The 24,425-nt window shown below is 69.0% G+C and carries 22 protein-coding genes; 12 read left to right on the top strand and 10 right to left on the bottom strand.

The window, feature by feature from the left end; translation table 11 throughout:
• The first annotated feature begins 118 nt into the window (after positions 1–118).
• Positions 119–418, top strand: a complete 300-nt coding sequence (locus tag OHA18_RS39080; protein ID WP_329000435.1) for a hypothetical protein — start codon at positions 119–121, stop codon at positions 416–418.
• 201 nt (positions 419–619) lie between these two features.
• Here the strand turns inward: OHA18_RS39080 and OHA18_RS39075 are convergent, their stop codons facing one another.
• Positions 620–1,888, bottom strand: coding sequence for a S8 family peptidase (locus OHA18_RS39075; RefSeq protein WP_329000434.1), 1,269 nt, complete (start codon positions 1,886–1,888; stop codon positions 620–622).
• 49 nt (positions 1,889–1,937) lie between these two features.
• Between OHA18_RS39075 and OHA18_RS39070 the strand changes: the two genes are divergently transcribed.
• From OHA18_RS39070 to OHA18_RS39060, 3 genes are all read left to right on the top strand, one after another.
• Positions 1,938–4,586 carry a CHAT domain-containing protein gene (locus OHA18_RS39070; protein ID WP_329000433.1) on the top strand — a complete coding sequence of 883 codons (2,649 nt, stop codon included), beginning with the start codon at positions 1,938–1,940 and terminating at the stop codon, positions 4,584–4,586.
• Positions 4,587–4,653: 67 nt separating this feature from the next.
• Positions 4,654–5,226 carry an RNA polymerase sigma factor gene (locus tag OHA18_RS39065; protein WP_329000432.1) on the top strand — a complete coding sequence of 191 codons (573 nt, stop codon included), beginning with the start codon at positions 4,654–4,656 and terminating at the stop codon, positions 5,224–5,226.
• A 20-nt stretch (positions 5,227–5,246) separates the two neighbouring features.
• On the top strand, positions 5,247–5,708 hold the full coding sequence (locus tag OHA18_RS39060) for a hypothetical protein (protein WP_329000431.1): 462 nt from the start codon (positions 5,247–5,249) through the stop codon (positions 5,706–5,708).
• 171 nt (positions 5,709–5,879) lie between these two features.
• On the opposite strand, the gene OHA18_RS39055 is transcribed toward OHA18_RS39060, so the two are convergent.
• Genes OHA18_RS39055 through OHA18_RS39045 form a run of 3 tightly spaced genes read right to left on the bottom strand, consistent with a single transcriptional unit; the run spans position 5,880 to position 8,638 of the window.
• Complete coding sequence (locus tag OHA18_RS39055; RefSeq protein WP_329000430.1) at positions 5,880–6,311, bottom strand: VOC family protein; 432 nt, start codon at positions 6,309–6,311, stop codon at positions 5,880–5,882.
• 8 nt (positions 6,312–6,319) lie between these two features.
• A complete protein-coding gene (locus OHA18_RS39050) occupies positions 6,320–7,141 on the bottom strand; it encodes an IclR family transcriptional regulator domain-containing protein (RefSeq protein ID WP_329000429.1) in 822 nt (273 codons plus the stop codon).
• A 30-nt stretch (positions 7,142–7,171) separates the two neighbouring features.
• Positions 7,172–8,638 (bottom strand): amidohydrolase family protein, encoded by a 1,467-nt coding sequence (locus OHA18_RS39045; protein WP_329000428.1) that lies wholly within the window; start codon positions 8,636–8,638, stop codon positions 7,172–7,174.
• Positions 8,639–8,819: 181 nt separating this feature from the next.
• Here OHA18_RS39045 and OHA18_RS39040 point away from each other — a divergent pair, with 181 nt between their 5' ends.
• From OHA18_RS39040 to OHA18_RS39020, 5 genes are read left to right on the top strand one after another with little or no spacing between them, the layout of a single operon-like run.
• The gene (locus OHA18_RS39040; protein ID WP_329000427.1) at positions 8,820–9,953 is read left to right on the top strand and encodes a CaiB/BaiF CoA transferase family protein; all 1,134 of its coding nucleotides are present in this window, start codon (positions 8,820–8,822) and stop codon (positions 9,951–9,953) included.
• Positions 9,950–10,750: a citryl-CoA lyase gene (locus OHA18_RS39035; RefSeq protein ID WP_329000426.1), complete on the top strand. Its 801-nt coding sequence runs from the start codon at positions 9,950–9,952 to the stop codon at positions 10,748–10,750. The genes OHA18_RS39040 and OHA18_RS39035 overlap by 4 nt, the downstream gene beginning before the upstream one ends.
• A gap of 11 nt (positions 10,751–10,761) precedes the next feature.
• Positions 10,762–11,625, top strand: coding sequence for a hypothetical protein (locus OHA18_RS39030; protein WP_329000425.1), 864 nt, complete (start codon positions 10,762–10,764; stop codon positions 11,623–11,625).
• Complete coding sequence (locus OHA18_RS39025; RefSeq protein WP_329000424.1) at positions 11,622–11,981, top strand: hypothetical protein; 360 nt, start codon at positions 11,622–11,624, stop codon at positions 11,979–11,981. The genes OHA18_RS39030 and OHA18_RS39025 overlap by 4 nt, the downstream gene beginning before the upstream one ends.
• Before the next feature lie 9 nt (positions 11,982–11,990).
• Complete coding sequence (locus tag OHA18_RS39020) at positions 11,991–13,004, top strand: quinone oxidoreductase family protein (RefSeq protein ID WP_329000423.1); 1,014 nt, start codon at positions 11,991–11,993, stop codon at positions 13,002–13,004.
• Here the strand turns inward: OHA18_RS39020 and OHA18_RS39015 are convergent.
• Complete coding sequence (locus tag OHA18_RS39015; RefSeq protein WP_329000422.1) at positions 12,988–13,557, bottom strand: ATP-dependent Clp protease proteolytic subunit; 570 nt, start codon at positions 13,555–13,557, stop codon at positions 12,988–12,990. The two genes, OHA18_RS39020 and OHA18_RS39015, sit on opposite strands and share 17 nt — an antisense overlap.
• A 179-nt stretch (positions 13,558–13,736) precedes the next feature.
• Positions 13,737–14,669, bottom strand: coding sequence for a nucleoside hydrolase (locus OHA18_RS39010; RefSeq protein WP_329000421.1), 933 nt, complete (start codon positions 14,667–14,669; stop codon positions 13,737–13,739).
• A gap of 64 nt (positions 14,670–14,733) precedes the next feature.
• Here OHA18_RS39010 and ftsH point away from each other — a divergent pair, with 64 nt between their 5' ends.
• Positions 14,734–16,824, top strand: a complete 2,091-nt coding sequence (ftsH, locus tag OHA18_RS39005) for an ATP-dependent zinc metalloprotease FtsH (RefSeq protein ID WP_329000420.1) — start codon at positions 14,734–14,736, stop codon at positions 16,822–16,824.
• Between the two features lie 70 nt (positions 16,825–16,894).
• Here ftsH and OHA18_RS39000 read toward each other — a convergent pair whose 3' ends face one another.
• The 3 genes from OHA18_RS39000 to OHA18_RS38990 are packed head-to-tail and all read right to left on the bottom strand — an operon-like array spanning position 16,895 to position 21,331.
• The gene (locus OHA18_RS39000) at positions 16,895–18,340 is read right to left on the bottom strand and encodes a DUF4832 domain-containing protein (protein ID WP_329000419.1); all 1,446 of its coding nucleotides are present in this window, start codon (positions 18,338–18,340) and stop codon (positions 16,895–16,897) included.
• A gap of 17 nt (positions 18,341–18,357) precedes the next feature.
• Positions 18,358–20,088, bottom strand: coding sequence for a DUF4832 domain-containing protein (locus OHA18_RS38995; RefSeq protein ID WP_329000418.1), 1,731 nt, complete (start codon positions 20,086–20,088; stop codon positions 18,358–18,360).
• A gap of 58 nt (positions 20,089–20,146) precedes the next feature.
• Positions 20,147–21,331 carry an ROK family protein gene (locus OHA18_RS38990; RefSeq protein ID WP_329000417.1) on the bottom strand — a complete coding sequence of 395 codons (1,185 nt, stop codon included), beginning with the start codon at positions 21,329–21,331 and terminating at the stop codon, positions 20,147–20,149.
• Positions 21,332–21,500: 169 nt separating this feature from the next.
• Between OHA18_RS38990 and OHA18_RS38985 the strand changes: the two genes are divergently transcribed.
• Together OHA18_RS38985 and OHA18_RS38980 are read left to right on the top strand one after the other, a co-directional pair.
• Positions 21,501–22,484 (top strand): Gfo/Idh/MocA family protein, encoded by a 984-nt coding sequence (locus OHA18_RS38985; protein ID WP_329000416.1) that lies wholly within the window; start codon positions 21,501–21,503, stop codon positions 22,482–22,484.
• Positions 22,485–22,500: 16 nt separating this feature from the next.
• Complete coding sequence (locus OHA18_RS38980) at positions 22,501–23,493, top strand: Gfo/Idh/MocA family protein (RefSeq protein ID WP_329000415.1); 993 nt, start codon at positions 22,501–22,503, stop codon at positions 23,491–23,493.
• Here OHA18_RS38980 and OHA18_RS38975 read toward each other — a convergent pair.
• Complete coding sequence (locus OHA18_RS38975; protein ID WP_329000414.1) at positions 23,490–24,395, bottom strand: SDR family oxidoreductase; 906 nt, start codon at positions 24,393–24,395, stop codon at positions 23,490–23,492. The two genes, OHA18_RS38980 and OHA18_RS38975, sit on opposite strands and share 4 nt — an antisense overlap.
• Positions 24,396–24,425: the final 30 nt, after the last annotated feature.

The raw sequence follows: 24,425 nt of genomic DNA, 5'->3' as shown, positions 1-24,425 counted from the left end.
GGTGATGATGATGCGGACAGTGAGCGTCGTACTGCTGGCGGGGAGCCTTTTGGTTGCCTGCGGCAATAACACGGGAACTGACACCGGAACCGGCACCGGAACGGGAGCGACTCCTTCGATGACACCCAGCCCCACGAGCAGCAGCAGTACGCCGGCCGGCGGACCGGTCGAGCAGGCCAAGGCCGATCTGGCCAAGCGGCTCGGCGTCGATGCCGCGCAGGTGACCGTGGTCAGTTCGGAGGAGGTCACCTGGTCGGACGGCAGCCTCGGCTGCCCGGACCCGGACATGCGCTACACCCAGGCGCTGGTGCCGGGGACGCGCACGATCCTCGAGGTCAACGGCACGCAGTACAGCTACCACGGCGGCGCGAACCGGGCGCCGTTCCTCTGTGAGCATCCGCAGTCCCCGACAGGTTGAAAACTTTCCTGATGACCGGGTGTATCAATCGGCACCGAGGGTGACTCCGCACAAATGGGGGAGTAAGCCTTCGGGTTGCTGCAGGGGGGAGGGCAGCGTGGAGGCGCGCAGAGGGGGAGGCTGACGCGGTGCGGAAGGATCCGGCGGTCAGGCCGGTGGCCCGCACCGCGTCAGTGTGTTTCCCGAGTGTCACTCAGGACACTAGCCGATCGACGTGATCGCGTCGCCGGCCCGCAGGACCGGACCGACGCCCGGCTCCGGCTGGGTCAGCGCGAAGGCGAGCAACGCATCCGCCGCTTGTTTGGCGCTTTCACCGGTGACCGACATCCGGCCGGCGATCAGGCCCGCCACCAGCGGCGTCGCGAACGACGTACCGCTCCAGCGCGCCATGCCGGCGAACGAACGCAACTGGCCGGTGTTCGGCGGCTCGGTGCACTCGTAGTCGCCGGTGAGGAACGCGTTCACCAGGTTCTCGCCCGGGGCGTAGACGTCGACCCAGCCGCCGAAGTTGCTGAACGACGCCCGGTCGCGGCCGTTCTCCGCGAGCGCGCCGACGCCGACGGTCTCCGGGAACGCTGCTGGCCAGAAGTAGTCCCGGGTGGCTTCGTTGCCGGCCGCTGCGACCAGAGTGAGGCCGTTGACACGGTTCAGCCGGGTCTGGACGAACACATCCAGACCGAGTGGCGGCAGATCGAACCGGGTCCGGGTGCCGGCCGACAGGCTGATGATGTCCGGCGCCAGGTCGAGTACTTCGTCCAGTGCCGCGGCGAGATCGAACTCCCACATCGCGCCGGCCGTGGTGAAGTAGCTCTTCACCACGATCTCCACGTTGCGGGCGATCGCACGCATGACCCCGGCGATGAAGGTCCCGTGCCCGGCGTACGGCCGGATGTGTCCCGAACCGTCGAACGCGTTCTCCGGGTCACCGGTGACGCCGTTGAGCCAGTACGCCGCGGGTGCGTCCGACCAGCCGACGTCGAGGACGACGACCTTCACGCCGCTCCCGTCGGCGTTGCCCGCGGACGGGAACGGCGCCGGCACCATCGGGTCCGGTGAGATCCCGGCCGCCACCTCCTCCGGCTCGGTCGCCGGACAGGGGCTCACGCTCGGATCCACATAGAACAGGTGCTCCGGCGTGACCACGCCGCGTCCGAGTCGCAGATCGGCGTACTTCAGGAACCGCTGGGTCGGCGACCGGTCCTCCGGCGCCTCCGGCGGAACCTTGTCCGGCAGCAGCAGCCGGGTGACGCCGCCGATCCCACCCTCGGCCGGGCGCCCTCCCTGGAACAGCTCGGTCACCCGGGTGAGGTCCTCGTCCCGGACCAGGACGACCCCCGTGCGGTACAGATATTCGGCGCCGTCGGGCCGTTTCTCCCAGTCCTCGGGAGCCACCTCGACGTCGCGCCCGTACGCGGCCAGAATCAGTTCGATCTGAGCGACGTATTTTCTGTCGCCCGTTTGATCCGCCATTTCTTTCCTTCCCCCCTCAAATGAATGAAATCGCCGTTATCATTCCAGAGTGTCGACGCCCGGGGGGAGTGCCGAGGCAGTGGAAAATCTGCTGCCGCTCGCTTTGTCGCGTCCGCACGACGCGATCGCTTCCGCGCGCACTGTGCTGGCGAGGGACCCGTTGGCGGTCGATGCGTCGATCGCGCATCAGGCCTGGGGCATCAGTCTGCGGCAGCTCGGCGACGTCACCTCGGCGGTTCGCGAGTTGCGGACCGCGCTGCGGCTCGCGGAGCAGTCCGGGCGTTCGGAGCGCGAGGCGGATGTCCTTGCCACATTGGGCGCAACGCTCGGCCGGGCAGGCCGGAGTCGCGAAGGTCTGGCGCGGCTCGATCGTGCGGTCGAGCTCAGTCGTGGCGCCCTCACCGGGCGCGTGTTGGTCCGGCGAGCCGACGTACTGCTGGTGCTCGGTCGGCATCGCGAAGCGCTGGACGACTTGCGCCTGGCAATCGCCCGGCTGCGGCGATCCGGCGATCAAGTCTGGGAGGCGCGGTCGCGCAACTATCGCGGATTCATCCAGCTCGCGTTGGGCGGGACGAAGCGCGCGGATGCGGATTTCGCGGTCGCCGAGAAGTTGTACGCGGCGACCGGTCAGGAGTTCGAGTACGCCGAAGCGCGACAGAATCGCGGATTGGTCGCGTACTCGCGCGGCGATCTGCCGTCGGCCCTGCGCTATCTGGACGAAGCGGGACGACGCTTCGCCGCGGTCGGGGTCGCCTGGCCGGACCTCGCGATCGACCGCTGCGGCGTACTGCTCGCCGCCGGGCTGAGCGCCGAGGCGCTGGCAGAGATGGATCAGGCGATCGCCCAGATGGAAGCAGAGGGCGGTACGGCGACCAAGCGCGGCGAGCTGTGGTTCGCGGCGGCGACGGCCGCGCTGGCGGCGGGGGATCCGCAGGCCGCCCAGGAGCGGGCCGATCGCGCGCGGCGGTTGTTCTCCGCGCAGCGCCGGGAGTGGTGGTCGGTGCGTTCGTCGATGGTGCAGTTGGAGTCTCGGTATCAGTCCGGCGAGCGTGGTGGGCCGTTGCTGCGGCGGGTGAGTGCGGTGGCCCGTCGGCTGGACGCGTTGGGTGCGTCCGAAGCGTCGGCGGCGCATCTGCTGGCCGGTCGGCTCGCGTTGGCCGGCGGGCGGGCGCGGACCGCGGATCGTGAGCTGGAGCTCGCCGGCCAGCACAACAAGGACGCGCCGCCGATGGCTCGGAGCGCGGGCTGGCTGGGGAAGGCGCTGCGGGCGGAGGCTCGGGCCGACGTCCGCGGGATGTTGCTGGCGTGCGGTCGGGGGCTGGACGCGTTGGACGAGCATCGGCTGACGATGGGGGCGACCGAGCTCCGTGCATTGGCGACCGGTCAGGGTGCGGAGCTGGCCGAGCTGGCGCTCCGGGATGCGCTGCGGCGGGACGATCCGCGCCGGCTGCTGAGCTGGGGCGAGCGGTGGCGGGCGACTGCGTTGGGTGTCCCGCCGGTCCGGTCGTCGGACGACGAGCAGCTCGGCGCTGACCTGGCGGCGTTGCGGGACGTCGTACGGCGGTTGGATGCGGCGCCTGATCCTTCGTTGGACAAGGAACGCCGGCGGCTGGAGAAGGCCGTTCGGGATCGGGCGTTGCGGGCGCAGGGTGGTGCGTCAGGTGGTGGGGCGTCGCGGTTCGATGTCGATGCCTTGGTCGACGCGTTGGGCGAGACGGTCCTCGTCGAGCTGATCGAGGTCGATGGTGCGCTGCATGCGGTCGTGGTGCGGGACGGGCGGATCACCCGGCACGAGGTCGGCCCGATGGCACGCGCAGCCGTCGAAGTCGAGCGATCACGTTTCAGGCTGCGCTGGCTCTCCCACGCCCGGCCCCCCGGTCGCCCGCAGGGCGGCGCACCGGCTGGTTCGCGGGGCCGGGCGCAGGTGTACAGCGGGCCGTCGCTCGAGGTGCTCGGGCAGCGGTTGGGCGACGCGATTCTCGGAGGCGCGCAGGAGCGGCTGGGGGATCGGGCGGTGGTGATGGTGCCGCCGAGCCGGCTGCAGGCGTTGCCGTGGGGACTGGTGCCGGCGTTGGCCGAGCGTGCCGTCAACGTGGTGCCGTCGGCAGCGACCTGGTTGCGGGCGCGGCGGTTGCGACCGCCGGCCGATCGGCGCGTGGTGCTGGTGCTCGGGCCGGGGTTGTCGGCCGGTCGGACCGAGGTCATGCGGTTGGCCGAGAAGTACCCGGACGCCACCGTGCTCGCCGACGGCGATGCGACCGCGGAGAAGGTACTGCGGGAGCTCGACGGGGCGTGGCTCGCACACATCGCGGCGCACGGGACGTTCCGCGCGGACAGTCCGCTGTTCTCGTCGTTGCGGCTCGACGACGGACCGCTGACCGTGTACGACTTCGAGCGGCTGCGCAGAGCGCCGTACCGGATGGTGTTGTCGAGTTGCGACTCGGGGCTGGCGAAGCCGGTCGGCGCGGACGAGCTGCTCGGGTTGAGCAGCAGTCTGATCCCGCTGGGCGCGGCGGGGATCCTGGCGAGCGTCGTACCGGTGAACGATCCGGCGACCGCGCCGCTGATGCTCGCGTTGCACGACAACCTGCAGGCCGGTCAGTCGCTGGCGACCGCGTTCGCCGGTGCACAGGCCGAGGCACGTGGTGATCCGGTCACCATCGCGGCGGCACGATCGTTCGTCGCGCTCGGCGCTTAGGTGTATCACCAGTGGTCCGGACCGACTCTGTACAAGTGAGGGCGGTCCGGTGAGAGAGGGGGACGGCATGCGGGACGATCCGACAGTCGTCGACCTGGTCACCCGGGCCAGGGACGGCGACAAAAGCGCCTGGGACGAACTGGTGGAGCGCTACGCGCCACTGGTCTTTTCGGTGTGCCGACGGTACCGGCTGGCGAAGCCTGATATCGACGATGTCGGACAGAGCGTCTGGCTGCGGCTGGTCGAGCACCTGCCCGGCCTGCGCGAGCCGGCCGCGTTGCCGGGCTGGATCGCGACCACGACGCAGCGCGAATGCTTCCGGCTGATCCGGTCGACCAGCCGGGTCGAGCCGATCGACCTGGCCGACTCGCCCGACGTACCTGAGCAGGCGATCGCCGAAGAGGAAGTACTGCGGCACGAACGCCGGGCGATCCTGCGCACCGCGTTCGCCGAGTTGTCGCGGCGGTGCCAGCTTCTGCTGGCGCTGCTGATCCAGGACCCGCCGGCGCCGTACGACGAGATCAGCCGGCAACTGCAGGTGCCGATCGGGAGCATCGGGCCGAACCGCGCCCGCTGCCTGACCCGTCTGCGGCAGACCCCGGCGCTGGCGTTGCTGGCGGCGGACGCACCCGAGGGCTAGCGAAAGAGGAGGTGAGAACCGTGATGAATCCGGACTGGAACGACGACGAGAAGTTGATCGATGCCTTGCGGGACGCGCTGGCGTCTTCCGACGAGGTGCCGGCCGCGTTCGTCGACGCGGGTAAGGCGGCCTTCTCGTGGCGGACCATCGACGCCGAACTGGCCGCGCTCACCTACGACTCGGCCTGGGACTCTCTCGACGCGCTGGCGATCCGCTCGGAGAGCGCGATCCTGCGGTCGCTCACATTCGCCTCGGACGGCTGGACGGTCGAGCTCGAGCTGACCCCCGACGCCGTCCTCGGTCAGCTAGACCCGCCCGAGGCCGGCACGGTCAGCGCCCGCGGCGACGGCGGCAAGCTGTCCACCACGGACATCGACGACCTCGGCTTCTTCGTCCTCCACCCGCCGCCGAACGTGCCGTACCGTCTGGTCTGCACCACCACGTCCGGGACCACGATCCTCACCGGGTGGATCACGCCCTGACGGGTGGACAGGTCCGGAGTTCGACCCAGCAATTGGTGCGCTTGAACAAGAACTGGTGCGCTTGAACAAGAACTGGTGGGCTTGGGCAAGAACTGGTGAGTGTGAACAGGGAATTACTTGTTCGAGCCCCCGAGAAGCTGTGTCAGGCGCCGGTACTTGGGTTGGCCGAGGTTAGCTGGCGAACACCTGTGAGTCGTCGGCGAATGCCTTGAATTCAAGGGCATTCCCGGCCGGGTCGAGGAAGAACATCGTCCACTGTTCGCCGGTCTGGCCCTGGAAGCGTACGTACGGCTCGATGACGAACTCGGTGCCGGCCGCCTTCAGCCGCTCGGCGAAGGTCCGGAACTGCTCGACGGTCAGGATCAGACCGAAGTGCGGCACGGGTACGTCGTGGCCGTCGACGGGGTTGTGGATGCGCTGCCGGCGCTCCGGGGCGAGGTGGGTGACGAACTGGTGGCCGCGCAGGTTCCAGTCGATCCACGTCTCCGAGCTGCGGCCCTGCTCGAGGCCGAGGACCTCGCCGTAGAAGTGCCGCGCCGCGTCGAGGTCGTCGACCGGCATCGCGAGATGGAACCGGGGGATGGGCGAGTCGAGAACGGTCATGGAGTTATTCAAGCAGTCGTCTGATGCCGTTGCTCGACCTCGACGTGCGGACGAGATTGCCAGAGCGCCCACTCCGCGCTGACGTCGCCCGCAGTACGCAGCAGGAACGGCAGATGGCCGTGCAGCAGTGTGTCGACCGTGGTCTCGGCGGCGTGGACGGTCACGTTCATAGCGGCCCGGACCGTGCCGGTTCCGTCGCGGACCGGTGCCGCGACGGAACGAACGCCGGGCGCCAGCTCCTCGTCGGCCAGTGCCCATCCGCGGGCGCGGATCTCGGTGAGCTCGTCGCGCAGCTGCTCCGCGGTCCGGCCGATGTACGGCGGAAGGCCGGCGCGACTCGGCAACGCGAGCACGTCGGCCAGCTCGTCGGGGGAGAGGGCCGAGAGCAGCACCTTGCCTTGTGAGGTCTGCGCGGCCGGGAACCGGGTGCCGATGTCGACCCGGAGCGCGATCAACTTCGGCACCGACACCCGGGCAACGTAGACGATGTCCGAGCCGTCGAGCTGCGCCATCGACGACGATTCGCCGGTCCGGGCGACGAGCGACTCGAGATGCGGTCTGGCGATGTCCCACAGTCCGAGCGAACCGACGTACGCCATCCCGAGCGTCAGGACCTTCGGGGTGAGCTGGAAGGCGCCGTCGGTGGTGCGGACGAAGCCGAGCTCCTCCAGGGTGAGCAGGAGGCGGCGTGCGGTCGGCCGGGCCAGGCCGGCCGCGGTCGCGACCTCGCTCAGTGACATGGTCCGGTGGCCGGCGTCGAAGCAGGCGAGCACGTCCAGCCCGCGCGCCAGCGACTCGACGAAATCCGGACCCGCGCCACGCCCTGCCATCAGCACATCCTTCCCTGGAGTGGAGTCAGCCTACGGCTCGCCGAAGATCGTCCCGCGCGCCTCGCGGGTCGAGTCGGACTTGTAGTCGGTGTACTGGTACGGGTTGTCGAGCACCTCGCCCTTGGGCAGCTCCGGGTTCATCCCGTTCCGCCAGGCCTCCTCGCCGAGGGTCGAACGCAGGTAGTCGACGGTCGCCTCGACGTCGCGCCGTACGGCGGCGAGGTCGCAGCCGACCAGTCGATGCTCGGACTTCACCACCCGGCCGTCGACGATCACCGTGTGCACGTCGCCGCGCTGGGCCTGGAACGCGACCTGGCCGTACGGGTTGATCAGCGGGAACGACACCGGCGAGGCGTCGTTCTTGATCAGGATGACGTCGGCCTTCTTGCCCGGTTCGAGGCTGCCGAGGTCGTCGCGGCCGAGTGCCTTCGCGCCGCCGCGGGTCGCCCAGTCGACGACATGCTCGGCGCGTAGGTGGCTGTGGGTCACGGTGGCGCCCTTCATGTGCGCCTCGAGGTGTTCGCGGGCCCGGTCGGCGCCGAGTGTGGACCGCATCGCGCTGAACAGGTCGCCGCTCCACCACACGCTGGTGTCCATCGACAGCGACACCGGGATGTCGTGCCGGCGTACCTGCCAGGTCGGCGGGTAGCCCTGGCCGGCGCTCTGCTCGGACTCGGTCGAGACCGAGATCGAACCGCCGGTCGCGGCGATCCGCTGGTACGAGTCGGTGGTCAGGGTGGCCGCGTGGACGTAGATGTTCTGCGGCGTCATGAAACCGTTCTCGTGCATCAACTTGAGACCGTTGTCGTTCGTCGCGCCCCACACCCCCGCGTGCGTGGTCACGCCGAGCCCGAGCTCCCGCGCCACCTCGAAGGCGGCCCGCTCCGGGAACGCCGGATCGCCGGTGACGTCGAAGGCCAGCTGCAGACCGAGCTGCGAGTCGTCCCGCAACCGCTCGAGGAACGACCGCACCGCCGGATCCGCGGTCCACTCCCACGGGCCGGCCTGAATGTTGCCGTAGGCAAGAACAAACCGCCCGGGTACGGCGCGCAACGCGTCCACCGCCGCCTCGGCGTGGTCGACGCTCTGCAGCCCGTGCGACCAGTCGACGGTCGTGGTGACACCGGCCTCGAGCGACTCCCAGGCCGACGTCAGGTTGCCGGCGCGGATGTCCTCCGGCCGGAACGTCTTGCCGTGCTCGAGGTAGTACCAGACGAAGTACTGCGTCAGCGTCCAGTCGGCGCCGTACGCGCGCATCGCGGTCTGCCACATGTGCCGGTGGGTGTCGATCATCCCCGGCATCACGATGCCGCCGGTCGCGTCGATGACCTGGGTATTCTCGGGGACTTCGAGCGCCGGCCCGACGGCGGCGATCTGATCGTCGACAACCAGCACGTCGCCGTTGTCGACGATCGTGTGCTGGTCGTCCATGGTCAGTACGGTCCCGCCGCGCAGCAGCACCGGACGGCCGGCGACCAGTGGTTCGGCAGTGGTCATGAGGTCCCCTCCCAGGATTGCCCGGACATGCGTCCGTATGACGGTCAGTGGGGCGATGAGGCTCACTATTGGAGCCGCTGCGGACCGTGTCAAGGGCTCGGATCGAGCGGTTGACAGCGGACTCGGAGCGGATCGAGACTGAAGCGCGGACAGATGTCCGCATCTGACATCGGGAGGTCGCGTGACAGGTCCGTTGTCCGGGCTGCTGGTGGCCGACTTCTCCCGGATCCTGGCCGGCCCGTACGCGACCATGCTGCTCGCCGACCTCGGGGCCGACGTGGTCAAGGTCGAGGCGCCCGGCGGCGACGACACCCGGTCCTGGCAACCACCGGTCCGCGCCGGCATCTCGACGTACTACCTCGCGGTGAACCGGAACAAGCGATCGATCGCGCTCGACCTCAAGGACGCCGACGACCTCGCGGCGGCACAGGAGCTGGCGCGCCGCGCGGACGTGCTGGTGGAGAACTTCCGGCCGGGCGGGCTGGCCCGGTTCGGGCTCGACTACGAGACCGTTGCCGAGGGCAACCCCAAGCTGATCTACGCGTCGATCAGCGGATTCGGGTCCGGGCCCAAGGGGGCAGCGCTGCCCGGGTACGACCTGATCGTGCAGGCGATCTCCGGACTGATGAGCCTGACCGGCGATCCGGCCGGCGAGCCGTTCCGGGCCGGGATCTCGGTCTTCGACGTGATGGCGGGACTGCATGCCACGATCGGCGTACTGTCCGCGCTGAACGCGCGGCATGAGACCGGCCGCGGTCAGCACGTCGAGGTCAATCTGCTGTCCTCGGCGCTGTCCGGGCTGGTGAACCAGTCCAGCGCGTACGTCGCGGGCGGCGTCGTACCGCTGCGGATGGGGAACAGCCATCCGAGCCTGTTCCCGTACGAGCCGCTGCCGTGTGCGGACGGGGACCTGATCATCACGGCCGGGAACAACGGGCAGTTCCGCAAGCTGGTGGAGGTTCTCGGCGTGCCGGAGCTGGCCGACGATCCGCGGTTCGACCGCAACGAGAAGCGGACCGCGAATCGCGAGGAGCTGCGGCCGTTGCTGGTCGAGCGGTTGACGACGCGGACGAAGCTGGAGTGGTTCCGGGACATCATCGCGGCCGGCGTGCCGTGCGGGCCGATCAACACCGTCGACGGCGGGGTCGCGTTCGCGGAGGACATCGGGCTCGATCCGGTGGTGACGGTCGAGGGGATCCCGGGTGTGCGGAACCCGATCACGTTCTCGGACAGCGCCGCGTCGTACCGGCTGCCGCCGCCGTCATTGGACGAGCACGGCGCCGAGCTGCGGAAGTGGCTGGAGGGAGAGGCATGAGCGACGACCAGGTGGCGCCGCCGACGTTCCCGACCTCGCTCGGTACGTCGACGGCGGACGAGATCCGGCTGCTCGGCCAGGACCTGACCGCGGACCTGATGGGCAAGGTCGGGTTCGGCGAGCTGGCGTTCTGGCTGGTCGCGCTGCGCCGGCCGACGCCGTCCGAGACGCGGGTGTTCGAGGCGGTCCTGGTCGCTCTGGCCGACCACGGCTTCACACCGACCGCGATCGCCGCCCGCGTCACTTATCTGTCGGCGCCGGATTCTCTGCAAGGCGCGTTGGCGGCCGGGTTGCTCGGCGGCGGGTCGCGCTTCCTCGGCGTGACCGAGGACTGCGGCATGTTCCTGAGCCAGGCGTTGGCAGGACGGGACGCACCCGGCGACGACGCCGAGTGGGACGAGCTCGGACTGGAGGTCGTGCGGCAGTCCCGGGCCGACGGTGCGTTCATCCCCGGGCTGGGACATCCGGTGCACAAGGTGCAGGATCCGCGGACTCCGGTACTCATCGGCATCGCCCGCGAGGAAGGCCTCGAAGGCCCGCATCTCAAGCTCTTCCAGGCGATCGGTCGCGTGCACGAGCAGGTCTTGGGTCGCAAGCTCCCGTTGAACGGCGCCGGTGTGTGCGGCGCCGCGCTGGCCGACCTCGGCCTGCCGGTCGAGTTGCTGAGGGGGTTCGCGCTGCTCGCCCGCGCGGCCGGGCTGCTCGGGCAGCTCGCCGAGGAGCGCCGGCGACCCATTGGCATGGACGTCTACCTGACTGTCGATCGCAACGCCGTCTACGTCGATCCGGAAAGCTGAAGGAGCACCACATGGCCACAGTCGCCGCGGTGATCGCCTCCACCCACCACCCGTTCTACTACCGCGCGAGCACCGCCACCGGCGCCGACCGGCCGCCGTTCGCCGACGAGTGGGTGGCGAAGATCGAGGCCTTCCGGGAGACCCTGACGAAGGCCCGGCCGGACATCCTGGTGATGGTCGGCAGCGATCACTTCCACCAGTTGTGGCTGGACAACATGCCGCAGTTCCTGGTCGGCAAGGCGCCGTACTTCGACGCGAACTGGTACAACGAGGAACGCGAGTTCGGGCTGCCGCGGATGCGACTGGCCGGGGACGAGCAACTGGCGTCGCACATCCTGCGCAACGGCCTGGACGCCGGCTTCGATCTTGCCTTCAGCAACGAACTGCGGATCGACCACAGCATCACCTGCCCGATCATCACGCTGCGCCCGGACGCGGACCTGCCGATCGTGCCGATCTACACGAACATCTTCGCGCCGCCGCTGCCGCGGCCCGGACGGTTCGTCGAGCTGGGCCGGACGATCCGCCAACTGGTCGAGTCGTGGCCGATCGACAAGCGGGTGGCGATCATCGGCACCGGGCACCTGTCGCTGGAGTTGGGTGGGCCGCGGCAGTTCGGTGCGCACGGGCCGGATCCGGAGTTCGACCGCAAGGCGGTGGACTGGATCGCGAGTGGCGACCTCGACGGCTGTCTGTCCGAGGTGACGTTGGACAGCCTGCACCAGCCGGGCAACGCGACGCACGGCTTCATGGACTTCATGCTGATGATGGGCGTCGCGGGTGCGGGGGCGAAGGCGGATCACGTCGACTCGCTCGACCTGTTCCACACCATGGAGGCCTACTTCACCTGGTACCCGAACGGGGTGCCGGCATGAGCAAGTACCTCTTGAACAAGTTCCTCTACACCGTCGACCGGGATCCCGCTCTGGTCGAGCGCTACCGCGAGGATGCCGCGGGGACCGTGACCTGGTGGGAGCAGGAGATGGCGAACCAGATCCTCAACTGTGAAACGGGAGAGCGCTCGACGTGGCTCAGCTTCACCGACGAGGAGCGGCGTGCGCTGCGGGAGCACGATCATGTGGCGCTGTTCGGGCTGGGGGCTCATCCGTTCCTGACGCTGACGCTGTTCATCGCGATGTTCGAGCGGGATCATGGGCCGCTCGAGTACCAGAAGGCGTACGGGCGCGCGTTGCTGCAGCATTCGTTGCCGTATCCGGATATCGCTACCTGAGGAGGCCCCGTGCGAGCCGCAGTACTGCACACCCACGGCGAAGCGCCGACGCACATCGAGCACCCGGATCCCGTTGCCGGACAGGGCGTGTCGATCGTTCGCGTCACGGCCGCTCCGGTGGTCCCGCTCGACCTGTTGTGTGCGTCCGGTACGTCGTACTTCGGTCCGCCGGCGTTGCCGTACGTGCCGGGCGTGCAAGGGGTCGGCGTGGTCGAGCAGTCCGAGGTGGTGGCGGCCGGAACGCGCGTGTTCTTCGCGACCTCGGCCGGGATGGCTGCGGGGGACGGGAGCCTCGCGGAGCTGTGCGCCGTGCCGGATGGCGATCTGGTGGTGCTGGACCCGACCGGCGTGAGCGACGCCGCGGTGGCTGCCATCGGGTTGTCGGGGGTGGCCGGGTGGATGGCGCTGACCTGGCGGGCTCGGATGGAACCGGGAGCGAGCGTTCTCGTGCTCGGTGGTGGTGGCGCGGTCGGGCAGGTGGCGATCGGAGCGGCGCGGGTTCTCGGAGCGGCGCGGGTGGTGGCGGTCGCGCGGTCGGATGCCTCACGAGAGCGCGCGCTGGCGGCAGGTGCGGACGAGGTGGTTGCCGCGAGCACCGATGTGGACGAGCTGACGGGACAGCTGGCGCGCGCGGCGTCGGCAGGACCGGAAGGTGCGCCCGGCGATTCGGCGTACGACGTGGTGATCGATCCGGTCTTCGGTACGGCGGCGACGGCCGCGGCGCGGGTGCTCGCGCCGGGCGGGCGGCTCGTGAATCTCGGCGGGTCGTCCGGTGACGAGGCGGTGTTCTCGTCGTCAGTACTGCGGAGCCGGTCGGCGAGTGTGCTCGGGTACACGAACAATGCGTTGACGGCGGACCAGCGGCGGGATGCGCTGACCGCCGTACTGCAGCATGCGGCGTTCGGCGCTATCGCGGTGGCTCACGAGACCGTCACGCTGGCGGACGTGGCGGCCGCCTGGAAACGTCAGGCGGCCGGTGATACCACCGGCCGCGTCGTGCTGACGATCACAGCAGATGGGTGATCAGGCCGTACTCCTTGGCTTCTTCGGCGGTGAGGACCCGACCTGGGTCCAGGTCGGCGGCCACCTCGTCGTCTGATCGGCCGGTTGCCTGGCTGATGAGTTGACGGAGGCGGGCGACCTGCCGTTCGTGCTGGTCGGCGAGGGTGGCGAGCTGGTCGGCGGTGCCCTCGGCGGTGAAGTGCGGCAACGACAGGACGAACATCGTGTGGCGGTGGGCCTCACGCTGCTCGGCGGCCGCGAGCACGGCGATCGCCGGGCCTCGAAGGGTGCCGCGGGCAACGGCATGCACCGGCGACGTGATCAGGTCGATCGCGGCGGCGACCGAGAGAGCTGCATCGAGCCCGGACTCCGACGACGACAGATGCAAGGTGATCGGGTCGTTGCTACGAGCATCAAGTAGCAGCAGTTGCGCCGCCACGTGACTGGACAGCGCGTCATCCAGCCGACCGTCGACCAGAATCACCCGCTCCGCCAGCAATCGGTCCGCCAGCTCCCGCTCGAGATTGATCGACATCGGCTCGTACCAGGACGGCAGGATGGGCTGCGGCTCCACCCGCGGCTGGGGAACTCCAGGGTGCGGCACCCCAGGCCTTGGCGGGATCGCTGGGCTTGGGATCTCCGGCCCCGGCGGCCAGGTTGCGGCGGGCTTCTCCAGGTACATGCTTTTCCTCCGGTTGCTTCGTCCTCACCACCTTGCGACATCGCGGCCCTCCGCAGAAGGGTCTTCCGCTGTCAGCAGACGAACGAGCTCACGGCGCCGACCATCCGATCCCAGAACGCCTCCCGGTCCAGCTCGACCGCGATCCGGGCGTTCGCTGGCCGGCCGGTGTACCCGTCCAGGTCCACGACCGTCGCTCCGGCGGTCCACTCGCCCTGGGTCTCGATCACGAGGTTGGCCTCGACGCAGCCGACGATCGCCGGATCGATCACCCGCGCCACCGCGACCGGATCGTGCAACGGCGGCGCCTCGAACCCGAACAGCTCCCGGTACGTCGACGCGAAGAACGTCATCCACTCCATACAGACCCGCGCCAACGGCGTACCGATCCGCTCGAACCGACCGAGTACGTCGTGCGTGACCAGCGCCTGATGCGTCACGTTCAGCCCGCACATCGTGAATGGAACGCCCGACCGTACGACCAGGTCGGCGGCCTCGGGATCGACGTACGCGTTGGCCTCGGCGAGCGGTGCGATGTTGCCGCGGTCGGTGGATCCGCCCATCCAGACGATCTCGGTGATGTTCGCGGCCAGGGCCGGCTCGTCGGAGAGCAGTCGCGCGACGTTCGTCAGCGCCCCGGTCGCCACGATCGTTGCCGGTGTCGTCCGCAGTACGTCGACCATCAGCTCATGCGCCGAGTACGGCGACTCCGGCACCGACGGCTCGTCCGGGAACAGCGGACCGTCCAGACCGGTCTGCCCGTGTACGTCGTCGGCGATGCGCAACCGCCGTACCAGCGGCCGATCCGCGCCACGGGCGACCGGGATGCCGGACGCGCCGGCGAGTGACAGCACGCGGCGTGCGTTCACCGTGCACTTGTCGACGGTCTGGTTGCCGGCCACGGTCGTCACCGCGAGCAGGTCGACGGCCGGATCGGCCACCGCGAGGAGCAGCGCCATCGCGTCGTCGTGGCCGGGATCGCAGTCAAGGATGAGGGGTCTGGCCATGCGTCAGGGTACGACGGGGGAGTTGTTGCTGTTTCCCAGTGGGTTCAGGTCCTATGTTGGCTTCATGAGCGACAAGGATCAGCCGCCGCCGGACCAGGCCGCAGCGGACCGGGCCGACCGGGCGGACCGCGCCGACCGGGAGCAGGGCACCGGGCAGGGTTCTGGTCAGGGCTCCGGCCAGGGGCCGGGGGATCGCGGCGACGGATCGCAGCGGCCTCCGCACAAGCCGTGGCGGACCGAGGGGCTGCCGCCCGGGCACGGTGACGGCGAGAAGCCGCGCCGGCCGCGGTGGTGGAAGTGGGCCGCCTGGATCGTCGGCGGGTACCTCGTGCTCTTCCTGCTCACCACGATGCAGGACCAGCTCGCCGGCGGCGAGCAGACCATCGCCTACACCGACTTCACCGCCCAGGTGCAGAAGCAGAACGTCGCCGAGATCTTCGCCCGCGGCGACACCATCCAGGGCCGGCTGAAGGCGGCCGCCCCGGTGCCGGGCAAGACCGACCAGAACTTCACGAAGTTCACCACCGAGCGGCCGACGTTCGCCAACGACAACCTGTACGGCGACCTGCAGAAGGGCGGCGCCACGGTCCGGGCGACGCCGGTGGTCGCGCAGCGCGGCGTGCTGCTGAACCTGCTGATCTCGCTCGGCCCGTTCATCCTGATCGCGGCGTTCTACTGGTGGCTGCTCCGCCGGCAGCGCGCCGCCGGCGGCCTCGGCGGACTGTTCGGCGGCAGTGGCCAGCAGAAGAAGCCGGTCGATCCGAGCACGGTGCGGGTGACGTTCGCCGACGTCGCCGGGATCGACGAGGTCGAGGCCGAGATCGAGGAGGTCGTCGACTATCTGAAGGATCCGGAGAAGTACCGGCGACTCGGGGCGCGGGCGCCGAAGGGCGTGCTGCTGTCCGGGGCGCCGGGGACCGGCAAGACCTTGCTGGCGCGGGCGACCGCGGGCGAGGCCGGCGTACCGTTCTTCTCCGCGAGCGCCTCGGAGTTCATCGAGATGATCGTGGGCGTCGGCGCGAGCCGGGTCCGGGAGCTGTTCGGCGAGGCGCGCAAGGTGGCGCCGGCGATCATCTTCATCGACGAGATCGACACCATCGGCCGCGCCCGCGGCGGCGCCCGGTCGATCGGCGGTCACGACGAGGGCGAACAGACGCTGAACCAGATCCTCACCGAGATGGACGGCTTCTCCGGCACCGAGGGCGTCGTCACGCTCGCGGCCACCAACCGCGCCGACGTCCTCGACCCGGCGCTGCTGCGGCCCGGGCGGTTCGACCGCACGATCACGGTGAACGCGCCGGACCAGCCGGGCCGGGAAGCGATCCTGAAGGTGCACGCGCGCGGCAAACCGCTCGCCCCGGACGCCGACCTGAACGCGCTGTCCAGATCCACACCGGGCATGACCGGCGCCGATCTCGCGAACCTGCTCAACGAGGCGGCGCTCGCGGCGGCGCGGCAGGGCGAGTCGCAGATCACCCAGCGCGACCTGACCGACGCGCTGGAGAAGATCCAGCTCGGTGCGGCGCGCAACGTGGTGATGCCGGAGGAGGAGCGCCGGCGGACGGCGTACCACGAAGGCGGGCACGCGCTGCTCGGCATGATCCAGAAGGGCGCGGACCCGGTCCGCAAGGTGTCGATCATCCCGCGCGGCCGTGCCCTGGGCGTGACGCTGTCGACGCCGGACTCCGACCGGTACGGGTACGACGTGGAGTACCTGCGCGGCCGGATCATCGGCGCCCTCGGCGGGATGGCGGCCGAGCAGGAGGTCCTCGGGGTCGTCACCACCGGCGCCGAGAGCGACCTGGAGACAGCAACCCGGATCGCCCGCTCGATGATCGGCCGCTGGGGCATGTCGGACGCGATCGGCCCGGTCTCCATCCTCCCGTCCGAGGGCGACGCCCGGTCGGCGGGCGTGTCCGACGAGCTCCTCAACACCGTCGACCAGGAGATCCGCCGCCTGATCGAACAGTGCTACGCCGAGGCCCGCCGCCTCCTCCGCGACAACCGCCCCCGCCTCGACTCCATCGCCGAACAACTCCTGCTCCACGAAACCCTCGACGAAGCGGACGCGTACGCCGCCGCCGGCATCCCCCACGGGGCCCGCGCTGCCGCCGCCCCCGCCCAACCCCAGCCGACCCCCCGCGACGCGATCTAGCGCCCGCCGGCCGCACCCCCAGTTTGGTTGCTGTGCCCACCAAACTGGGGGTCCGTACGGACCGTGGCGGCTATCCGATGGACACCGTCTGGCCCAGGTCGTTGTAGCCAGTGCTCGACTGCCAGGTTCCGTTGTTGGCCAACTGCACCGCATACACGGCGTTGTAGGTCTCGGTGGAACCTGGCAAGTGGGCCTGTGACTGGAGCTTCGGGTCCGCGATGTTGAGCAGAACCTTGTACTTGCCCTTGGGCAGCTTGACGCTCCAGTTCAGGCTCACGGTCTGGCCGGCGCCCCAGCGACGCGGATCGGCCGGCACGTTGACGCGGTAGGTGTGCTTGGAGTTCTGGAACACCAACTGCACCTGCCGCGGGTTGTACGGCGCCGCCCACCCGTCGTTCCGGATCTTCACGCCGACCTGGACCTTGCCGTGCGACTCGCTCACCGTGGACTGGGTCAGAGCGAACCGGTAGCCCAGCTTCTGCTTCGCGATGTTGATGTTCTCGCCCCAGCTCGCCAGCACATCCGGGTGGTACTCGATGTTCAGGAACGAGAAGTGCAGCGCGGCCATCTCGGCCGACGCCGACGGCCACTCCGACCGCGGCGCGTCGACGCCACAGGTCTCGCCACCCTCTGGCACATAGTTGGTGTCCTGGGCAACGAAATCCTTGTCGAGCTGGATCGGGTCGCTCAGATACGTCCCGAAGTCGTCCGGACTCGCCAGGAAGCAGTCGTTGTGCTGCCCGATCCGCGCCACCGCCGAGCCGTTGTACGCCTGCCTCGCGGTGAGTCCGCCCGCGGTCCCGGTCGGAACGCCGTACATCCGTTGCTTCATGTACGGCGTCCGCACCTGGACCATCTTGTCCTTCGGCAACGCCTGGAGCAGTGCGTCGATCACTGCCTTCCGGTCGGCCCAGTTCTGGTCCGAGACCTGGCTCGGGTCGGCCGGATTCGAGAAGTAGTCCGTGTAGTAACCCTCGCCCCAGAGGCCGACGAAGCCCGACTGGACGACCGCGATCATGTCGGCGTTCTTCCGCAGGATCGGCGTCAGCTGCTTGATCTGCTTGACGACCCGGGCGACCGGTGCGTCGCCGTACGGCGTCGGCGGTGGCCAGCCGTCGCCCGGCAGCGCGTAGGCGAACCGGACGATCATCTTCACGCCGGCGGCCCGCGCGGTGTTGAAGTCGGCCTGCATCAGGTCGAGGTAGTGCTTGTCGATCACGTCCTGCTTGGAGAACTTCTCCAGGTAGAAGAGCCGGAGGATCTGGGTGATGTGCTCCTGCGTGCGGAAGTTGCGCAGCTTGGTGACGTCGAGCGGGACGTAACCGGAGTTGTCGGCGTAGTAGTGCGTCTCAGCGTGGTGGTAGAAACCACGCTCCTGGTTCGAGATCACCTCGTCGGAGGTGGTGTAGGTGACGGTCGTGGAGGGGTCAGCGTGGTGTGCAGCGTTGTGTGCCATGGCGGTTTGGGTCGGTAGCAGCAACCCGACCACCGCGAAACTTGCGACAAGCCGTCTCATGCAGGTGTCTCCTCGGACTAGCTGACGGTGAGCGTGTGCAGGAGCGAGTTCATCCCGGTCGCCGCGTCCCAGGTGCTCTGGTTCGCGAGGCGGATCGAGTACTCGGGGCGGGTGGACAGGAGGGGATCCGGCAGGTTCAGCAGCAGGGAGTACGAACCTGCCGGAAGACTTGTGGGCACCGTGAGCGTCTGCGACACGGTGGTCGACGTACCCGCGGTCCAGCGACGCGGGTCCGAGCTCATCGCGAGCTTGTAGGTCGAGCCGGTCGCGGTGTTCCGTAGTACCAGCTCGAGGTTGCGGGGGTTGAAGGGTGTGGCGTAGCCGTCGTTGTGGACGGTGAACGAGACCGGCAGACTGCCGCCGGGGGAGGCGGTCGCGGGATAGGTACCGGACTCGAGGCGGAAGCGGTAGCCGAGGTTCTTGGTGATGCCGGCGAGGCAGCCTCCGGTGTTCCAGGAGTTGAGGACGGTCGGCTCGTAGTCGGTGTTGATGAACGACCAGTGGAACTGTGCGAGCTCACTGGTCGCGGTCGGGCAGCTGGAGCGCGGCGGGTTCGAGCCGCAGGTCTCGCCGCCCATCGGGACGTACGTCGTGTCGGCCTGGAGGTACGGGTACTCGACGGACGTGTTCTCGTACGTGCCGAAGTCGTCGGGACTGGCGAGGAAGCAGTCGTTGTGGTGACCGATCCGGGACAGCGCCGAGCCGTTGTAGGCGTCGCCCGGTTGTACTGCCGCGGTCGAGTACATGGTGCGCTTGAACTTCGGGGTGCGGAGCTGGATCATCCGGGTCGACGGGACGACGCTCAGCAGCTTGTCGGTGACGGCCTTGCGGTTGGCCCAGTCGGTCGAGGTGACCGTGCCGGCGTTGCCGAAGTTCTGCGTGTAATACCACTCACCCCAGGCGCCGATGAGGCCGGCCTGGACGACGGCGATGACATCCTTACCTCCGTTGAGGTACGGCGCCAGCTGGTCGAGGTGAGCGAGGATCCGGTCCTTGGTGGTGTCGTCGCCTGCGGTCGAGGTGGTGTACGCGAACCGGAGAACCATCTTCAGACCGGCTGCCCGGACAGTGTTGATCTGCTGCTGGAGCTGGTCGAGAGCGGCCTGTGCGATCGGACCGTTCTTGTACTCGGCCAGGTAGAAGACGCACATCACCAGCGAGATGCCCTGGCTGGTGCGGTAGCTCTCCAGGGTGCTCTGGGAGAAGTCGGCCTTGTCGCAGTCACCGGTGTGGTGGTAGAGCCCGCGTTCGGGGTTGGCGAAGTTGTCCGACGAGGGAGTGTAGGTCACGTTGCCGCTCGCGCCGCCGGAGTACACCTGCGTGTACTTCGTGGAGGTCTCGAGCGGTGCTTCCACCTGGAAGACGAGGTCGGCGTCGTTCGGAGTCGCGGTCTCGCCGAGGTCGGCGCGGTTGACCGTCCACTGGGCGACTCCGCCGGTGCCGGCGAACGTGACCGTGCGGACGAGCGTCCAGCTCCAGCCGCTGCCGGTGTGCTGGTAGAGGCTGCCGTTCTCGAGCAGGTAATCGGCGCCGGTGCCTGCTTGCGCGTAGCCGGTCGACGCGTTGCGGTCGGTGTCGACGTACACGCGGAGGAACTGCGGTGTGCCGGTGTAGGAGAAGCGGTAGGTGACGGTGGTGGCGGTGTTGGTCGCGGAGGTGCCGCTGATCGTGGCCTCGGCGGGGGAGACCAGCAGGGCGGCGAGCAGCGCGCCGGTGAGGAGCGCGACGAGCAGGCGGAACGGACGCATGATGCTTCCTCTCGCTGGGCGGGCGATGTGAATAATCATGGAGTCCAGGAAAATTATGTCAAGGTCTCAGGCCGGTCGTGATCGTCGACTCGACCTCGTCGAGCGCCAGCCGGACCGCGCCGAGCGCGACCCCTTCGTCGGCGAACGCGGACACCCGGATCTCCGGCGTCCGCAGACACCACCGGTCCAGCTCCCGCCGCAACGGCTCCACCATCACGTCGGCCGACCGCGAGAACCCACCCCCAATCACCACCAACTGCGGATCCAAGGTGAGCACCAGAGCCGAGGCACCCACGGCCAGATCGCTGACGTACTCACGGACCGCCTCGACAGCCCGAGGATCCCCACCTCGAGCGGCGAGGAACACGCGCTCGAACCCGGTCGAGGACGGGGAGGAGGGCGCCGTCGCAGGCGAGGAGGAGCCGGCTCCTGCCGCGGACCGGGCGGTGTTGTCGAGCCAGGTGGTGAGGTGTTCGGGGGCTCTTAGCCAGCCTGCTGCTGGGAGGGCGCCTATTTCGCCGGACCAGTTGGCGAAGCCTCGGTGGAGTTTGCCGTCGATGATCAGGCCTGCGCCGGTGCGGAGGCCGGCGAGCAGGAACACCACGTCCTTCGCGTACCGCGCCACCCCGCGCCACGTTTCCGCGAGGGCAGCGAGTTTGCAGTCGTTCTCCACCCGGACGGGGCCCGGCACCAACCGTCGTACATGAGCGGTGAGATCGACTCCGGTCCACTCGGGGAGGGAGTCGGAGAGCATGACCTTGCCGGAGCCGTCGACGAGGCCGGTCGTCGCCACGCCGGTGGACCAGATCTGGCCCGCCTCGACGCCCGCCCCGGCCAGCGCCTTCGTCACGCAGCGGTCCATCACCGCCAGCCGTTCGCGCCTACCCGCCTCGGGATCGACCGCGATGCGCGTCTGGTTGAGCACCTCGCCGTCGAGATCGGTGACAAGGGCGAGCGCCTTGTGTCCGCCGATGTCCACCCCGAGCAACCGCCCCGCGCCGGCGTTGAACCGGTACCGTCGCGCCGGCCGCCCGACCGACCCCAGCGCCGGCGCAACCTCGGCCAGCCAGCCGCGTCCGAGCAGGTCGCGTGCAACATCTTCGGTCGACGCCCGCGACAGCCCGGTCCGCTTCGACAACTCGGTGAGCGTGAGCGGCTGATCGCCCCGCAACTCTCGCAGTACGGCGGATGCGTTGAGCTGGCGCAACCGCGAGAGGTCCCCGCCGACCGGCTCCTCGCTCATGGCGCTCCTCACGTTAACCAGGACTCCTGGATAACTATAAGCACTCGGACTGCGCACGGATCTCAGCGTGTGAAAGGGCGCGCCGGACCCCTGTCCAGACCTCCTGACAACGTTGTACCGTGATCTGCCGACGGTCGATCCGAAACGTTTCCGCACGAGGAGGACCAGAGTGTCCAATCCACTGAAGATCGCCACCCTCAGCTTCTGGCACGTGCACGCCGGCGACTATTCGAGGCAGGCCCAGGCGCACCCCGGGACGGACCTGGTGGCCGTCTGGGACGACGACCCGGATCGCGGCAAGGCCGGTGCCGAGCAGTTCGGAGTGGAGTTCACCTCCGACCTGGATGCGCTGCTTGCGCGCGAGGACCTGGACGGCGTGGTGATCACGACGCCGACCGACGTCCACCGGGACGTGATGCTCAAGGCGGCCCAGGCAGGCAAGCACATCTTCACCGAGAAGGTGCTGGCGCCGACGGTCGCCGAGGCCGAGGAGATCGTGGCCGCGACCGACGCGGCCGGTCTGAAGCTGACGGTGTCGTTGCCGCGGCTCTACCACGGCTACACGCAGGCGATCAGCGAGGTCATCGACGACGGCACGCTGGGCACGATCACCTACGGCCGGGTCCGGCTGTCGCACGACGGCGCCATCCCGCGGGACGGTGTCGAGGGCTGGTTGCCGCAGCGGTTCTTCGAGCCGTCGACCGCGATCGGCGGCGCGCTCACCGACCTCGGCTGCCACCCGGTCTACCTGACCCAGTTGTTCCTGGGCGCGCAGCCCGACACGGTCAGTGCGACGTACCGCTCGATCGCCGAGCGCGGACTCGAAGACAACGCTGTCGTGGTCGTCGGATATCCGGACCAGAAGATCGGCGTGATCGAGGCCGGCTTCGCGAGCAACAACCCGTTCACGATCGAGCTCTTCGGCACCGACGGGACGCTCACGTACTCCGACGCGGGCAACGTTCTGCTGGTGAACGGCGAGCAGGTGGACGTGCCGGAGCACGGTACGGACGCGTTCGCGCAGTGGGTCGATCACATCAGCAACGGGACCCGGGCTGACGACAACATTGCGCGCGCGATCGAGCTGACCCGGTTGGTGGTGGCTGCGAACGAGGCCGCCAAGACCGGTAGCGCCATCGCCTACAGCGCCTGAGGACGAGGAGACAGCCATGATCAAAGTTGGACTCATCGGCGCGGGCGGGATCGCGTCGGCCCATATCAAGGGATACCGGGAGCACGCCGGCAAGATCGGCGTCACCGCCGTCGCGGATGCCGTCGAGGAGACGGCCAAGAAGCGCGGCGAGGAGCTCGGCGCCACGGCGTACACGGATTATCGCGAGATGCTCGCGCACGAGGAACTGGACGCGGTCGACATCTGTCTGCCGCACCACCTCCACCGGGACGCGATCGTGGCGGCCGCCGAAGCCGGCAAACACGTCCTGTGCGAGAAGCCGCTGTGTCTGTCGGCCGAGGAAGCAGCCGACGTGCGCAAGGCGATCGTGAAGAACGGCGTGACGCTGATGTGCGCGCACAACCAGCTGTTCATGCCGGCGGTGGCGAAGGCCAAGGAACTGCTCGAGGCCGGGACCATCGGCACGGTCTATGAAGTACGGACGACCGACAGCTTCTACAACGACTTCGACCCGAGCTCGATGGGCTGGCGGGCGAGCAGCAAGACCAGTGGCGGTGGCGAGCTCATTGACACCGGGTACCACCCCACTTATCTGATGCTGCACCTCGCCGGCGGGCTGCCGGTCGAGGCCACTGCCATGCTGTCCACGCACCGGTTGAAGTTCATGGAGGGCGAGGACTCCGCGCAGGTCCTGATCAAGTTCGACAACGGGGTCGTCGGTCAGCTCGTGACCAGCTGGGCCTACCAGCCGGCCGCTTCCACCGAACGCTTCTCCGCAGTCGGCGAGCTCGGCTCACTGACCAGCGACGGTACGACGTTGTCCTACCGCCTCCGGTCCGGCGAGACCGAGACCTTCGACTTCGAACCGGTCGACACCTTCATCGCCGAGATCGGCCACTTCGCCGACTCCCTGCTCGGCAAGACACGTCCGCTGCATACCGAGGAGGAAGGGATCGCCGTCCTCGGCATCCTGCTGGCGGCATACGAAGGCTCGCGCTCGAAGACGATCGCGCCTGTACTGAAGGTCTAGCCGAAGTAGAAACCCTCCGCCAGGTCCGCGAGGAGGCCCGGATGCGTGGGCTGCCAACCGAGCAGCTCACGCGTCCGGGCCGACGACGTCGGGCTGTTCATGGTGGCGAACCGGCCGAGGTAACCGAGGTACTGCGGTGCCTCGTCGAGCGTGACCGAACGGGCCGGAAGGTCGAGGCCCTTGCCGATGGTCTCGGCGATGGTGCGGAACTCGATGCCCTCGTCCTGGACGGCGTGCAGCCGACTGCCCGCGGGCGCGGACTCGAGGGCCAAGCGGTAGAGCCGGGCGGCGTCGAGGGTGTGCACGGACGGCCAGCGGTTCGTCCCGTCACCGACGTACGCCGAGAAGCCGTTCTGCCGGGCGAATCCGATCAGCGAGGGCGCGAAGCCGTGATGGTCGAGCCGGCTGTGGGTGATCTGCGGCAACCGGACGATCGACGACCGGACGCCTTTGGCCGCCAGTTCGATGACGAAGTTCTCCGCGTCGATGCGGTAGCCGCCGGACGGATCGAAGTCCTCCTCGGTCCCCGTCCGGTCGTGAACGATCCCGGCGAGCATGCCGGTGCCCGACGTGCTGACCAACGGCTTGTCCGTGCCGGCCAGCGTGTCGCCGATCGCTTGTAGCGCAGCGAGATCGGACGCGGCCGCGCCCGCCATGTCGCCGGCCTGCATGGCGTCGTGGCGGAACGCGAGGTGCACAACTCCGTCCGCGGCGGCAGCTGCCGCCTGGAGCCGGTCGAGGTCGTCGAGGTCACCGCGGACAGCCTCGGCGCCCCAGTCCGTCAGGCGTTTCGCCGAGGCGTCGGAGCGGGCCAGACCGAGAACCGAGTGGCCGTTGTGCAGGAGTTCCGGCACGAGGGCGGAGCCGACGTGTCCGGACGCTCCGGTGATGAACACACGCATGATGGTGCCTTTCGAGTGATGTCATTGACT

The sequence above is a fragment of the Kribbella sp. NBC_00709 genome (genome assembly GCF_036226565.1).
Taxonomy (GTDB): domain Bacteria; phylum Actinomycetota; class Actinomycetes; order Propionibacteriales; family Kribbellaceae; genus Kribbella.
This window is presented reverse-complemented; position numbering and strand designations above follow the sequence as displayed.

What these genes read in the sequence shown, in the direction of transcription:
- OHA18_RS39080 (WP_329000435.1), top strand. Translation starts at nt 119, where the DNA reads ATGACACCCAGCCCCACGAGCAGCAGCAGTACGCCGGCCGGCGGACCG.
- OHA18_RS39075 (WP_329000434.1), bottom strand. Translation starts at nt 1,888, where the DNA reads ATGGCGGATCAAACGGGCGACAGAAAATACGTCGCTCAGATCGAACTG.
- OHA18_RS39065 (WP_329000432.1), top strand. Translation starts at nt 4,654, where the DNA reads ATGCGGGACGATCCGACAGTCGTCGACCTGGTCACCCGGGCCAGGGAC.
- OHA18_RS39055 (WP_329000430.1), bottom strand. Translation starts at nt 6,311, where the DNA reads ATGACCGTTCTCGACTCGCCCATCCCCCGGTTCCATCTCGCGATGCCG.
- OHA18_RS39050 (WP_329000429.1), bottom strand. Translation starts at nt 7,141, where the DNA reads ATGGCAGGGCGTGGCGCGGGTCCGGATTTCGTCGAGTCGCTGGCGCGC.
- OHA18_RS39045 (WP_329000428.1), bottom strand. Translation starts at nt 8,638, where the DNA reads ATGACCACTGCCGAACCACTGGTCGCCGGCCGTCCGGTGCTGCTGCGC.
- OHA18_RS39035 (WP_329000426.1), top strand. Translation starts at nt 9,950, where the DNA reads ATGAGCGACGACCAGGTGGCGCCGCCGACGTTCCCGACCTCGCTCGGT.
- OHA18_RS39030 (WP_329000425.1), top strand. Translation starts at nt 10,762, where the DNA reads ATGGCCACAGTCGCCGCGGTGATCGCCTCCACCCACCACCCGTTCTAC.
- OHA18_RS39025 (WP_329000424.1), top strand. Translation starts at nt 11,622, where the DNA reads ATGAGCAAGTACCTCTTGAACAAGTTCCTCTACACCGTCGACCGGGAT.
- OHA18_RS39010 (WP_329000421.1), bottom strand. Translation starts at nt 14,669, where the DNA reads ATGGCCAGACCCCTCATCCTTGACTGCGATCCCGGCCACGACGACGCG.
- ftsH (WP_329000420.1), top strand. Translation starts at nt 14,734, where the DNA reads ATGAGCGACAAGGATCAGCCGCCGCCGGACCAGGCCGCAGCGGACCGG.
- OHA18_RS39000 (WP_329000419.1), bottom strand. Translation starts at nt 18,340, where the DNA reads ATGAGACGGCTTGTCGCAAGTTTCGCGGTGGTCGGGTTGCTGCTACCG.
- OHA18_RS38995 (WP_329000418.1), bottom strand. Translation starts at nt 20,088, where the DNA reads ATGCGTCCGTTCCGCCTGCTCGTCGCGCTCCTCACCGGCGCGCTGCTC.
- OHA18_RS38990 (WP_329000417.1), bottom strand. Translation starts at nt 21,331, where the DNA reads ATGAGCGAGGAGCCGGTCGGCGGGGACCTCTCGCGGTTGCGCCAGCTC.
- OHA18_RS38980 (WP_329000415.1), top strand. Translation starts at nt 22,501, where the DNA reads ATGATCAAAGTTGGACTCATCGGCGCGGGCGGGATCGCGTCGGCCCAT.
- OHA18_RS38975 (WP_329000414.1), bottom strand. Translation starts at nt 24,395, where the DNA reads ATGCGTGTGTTCATCACCGGAGCGTCCGGACACGTCGGCTCCGCCCTC.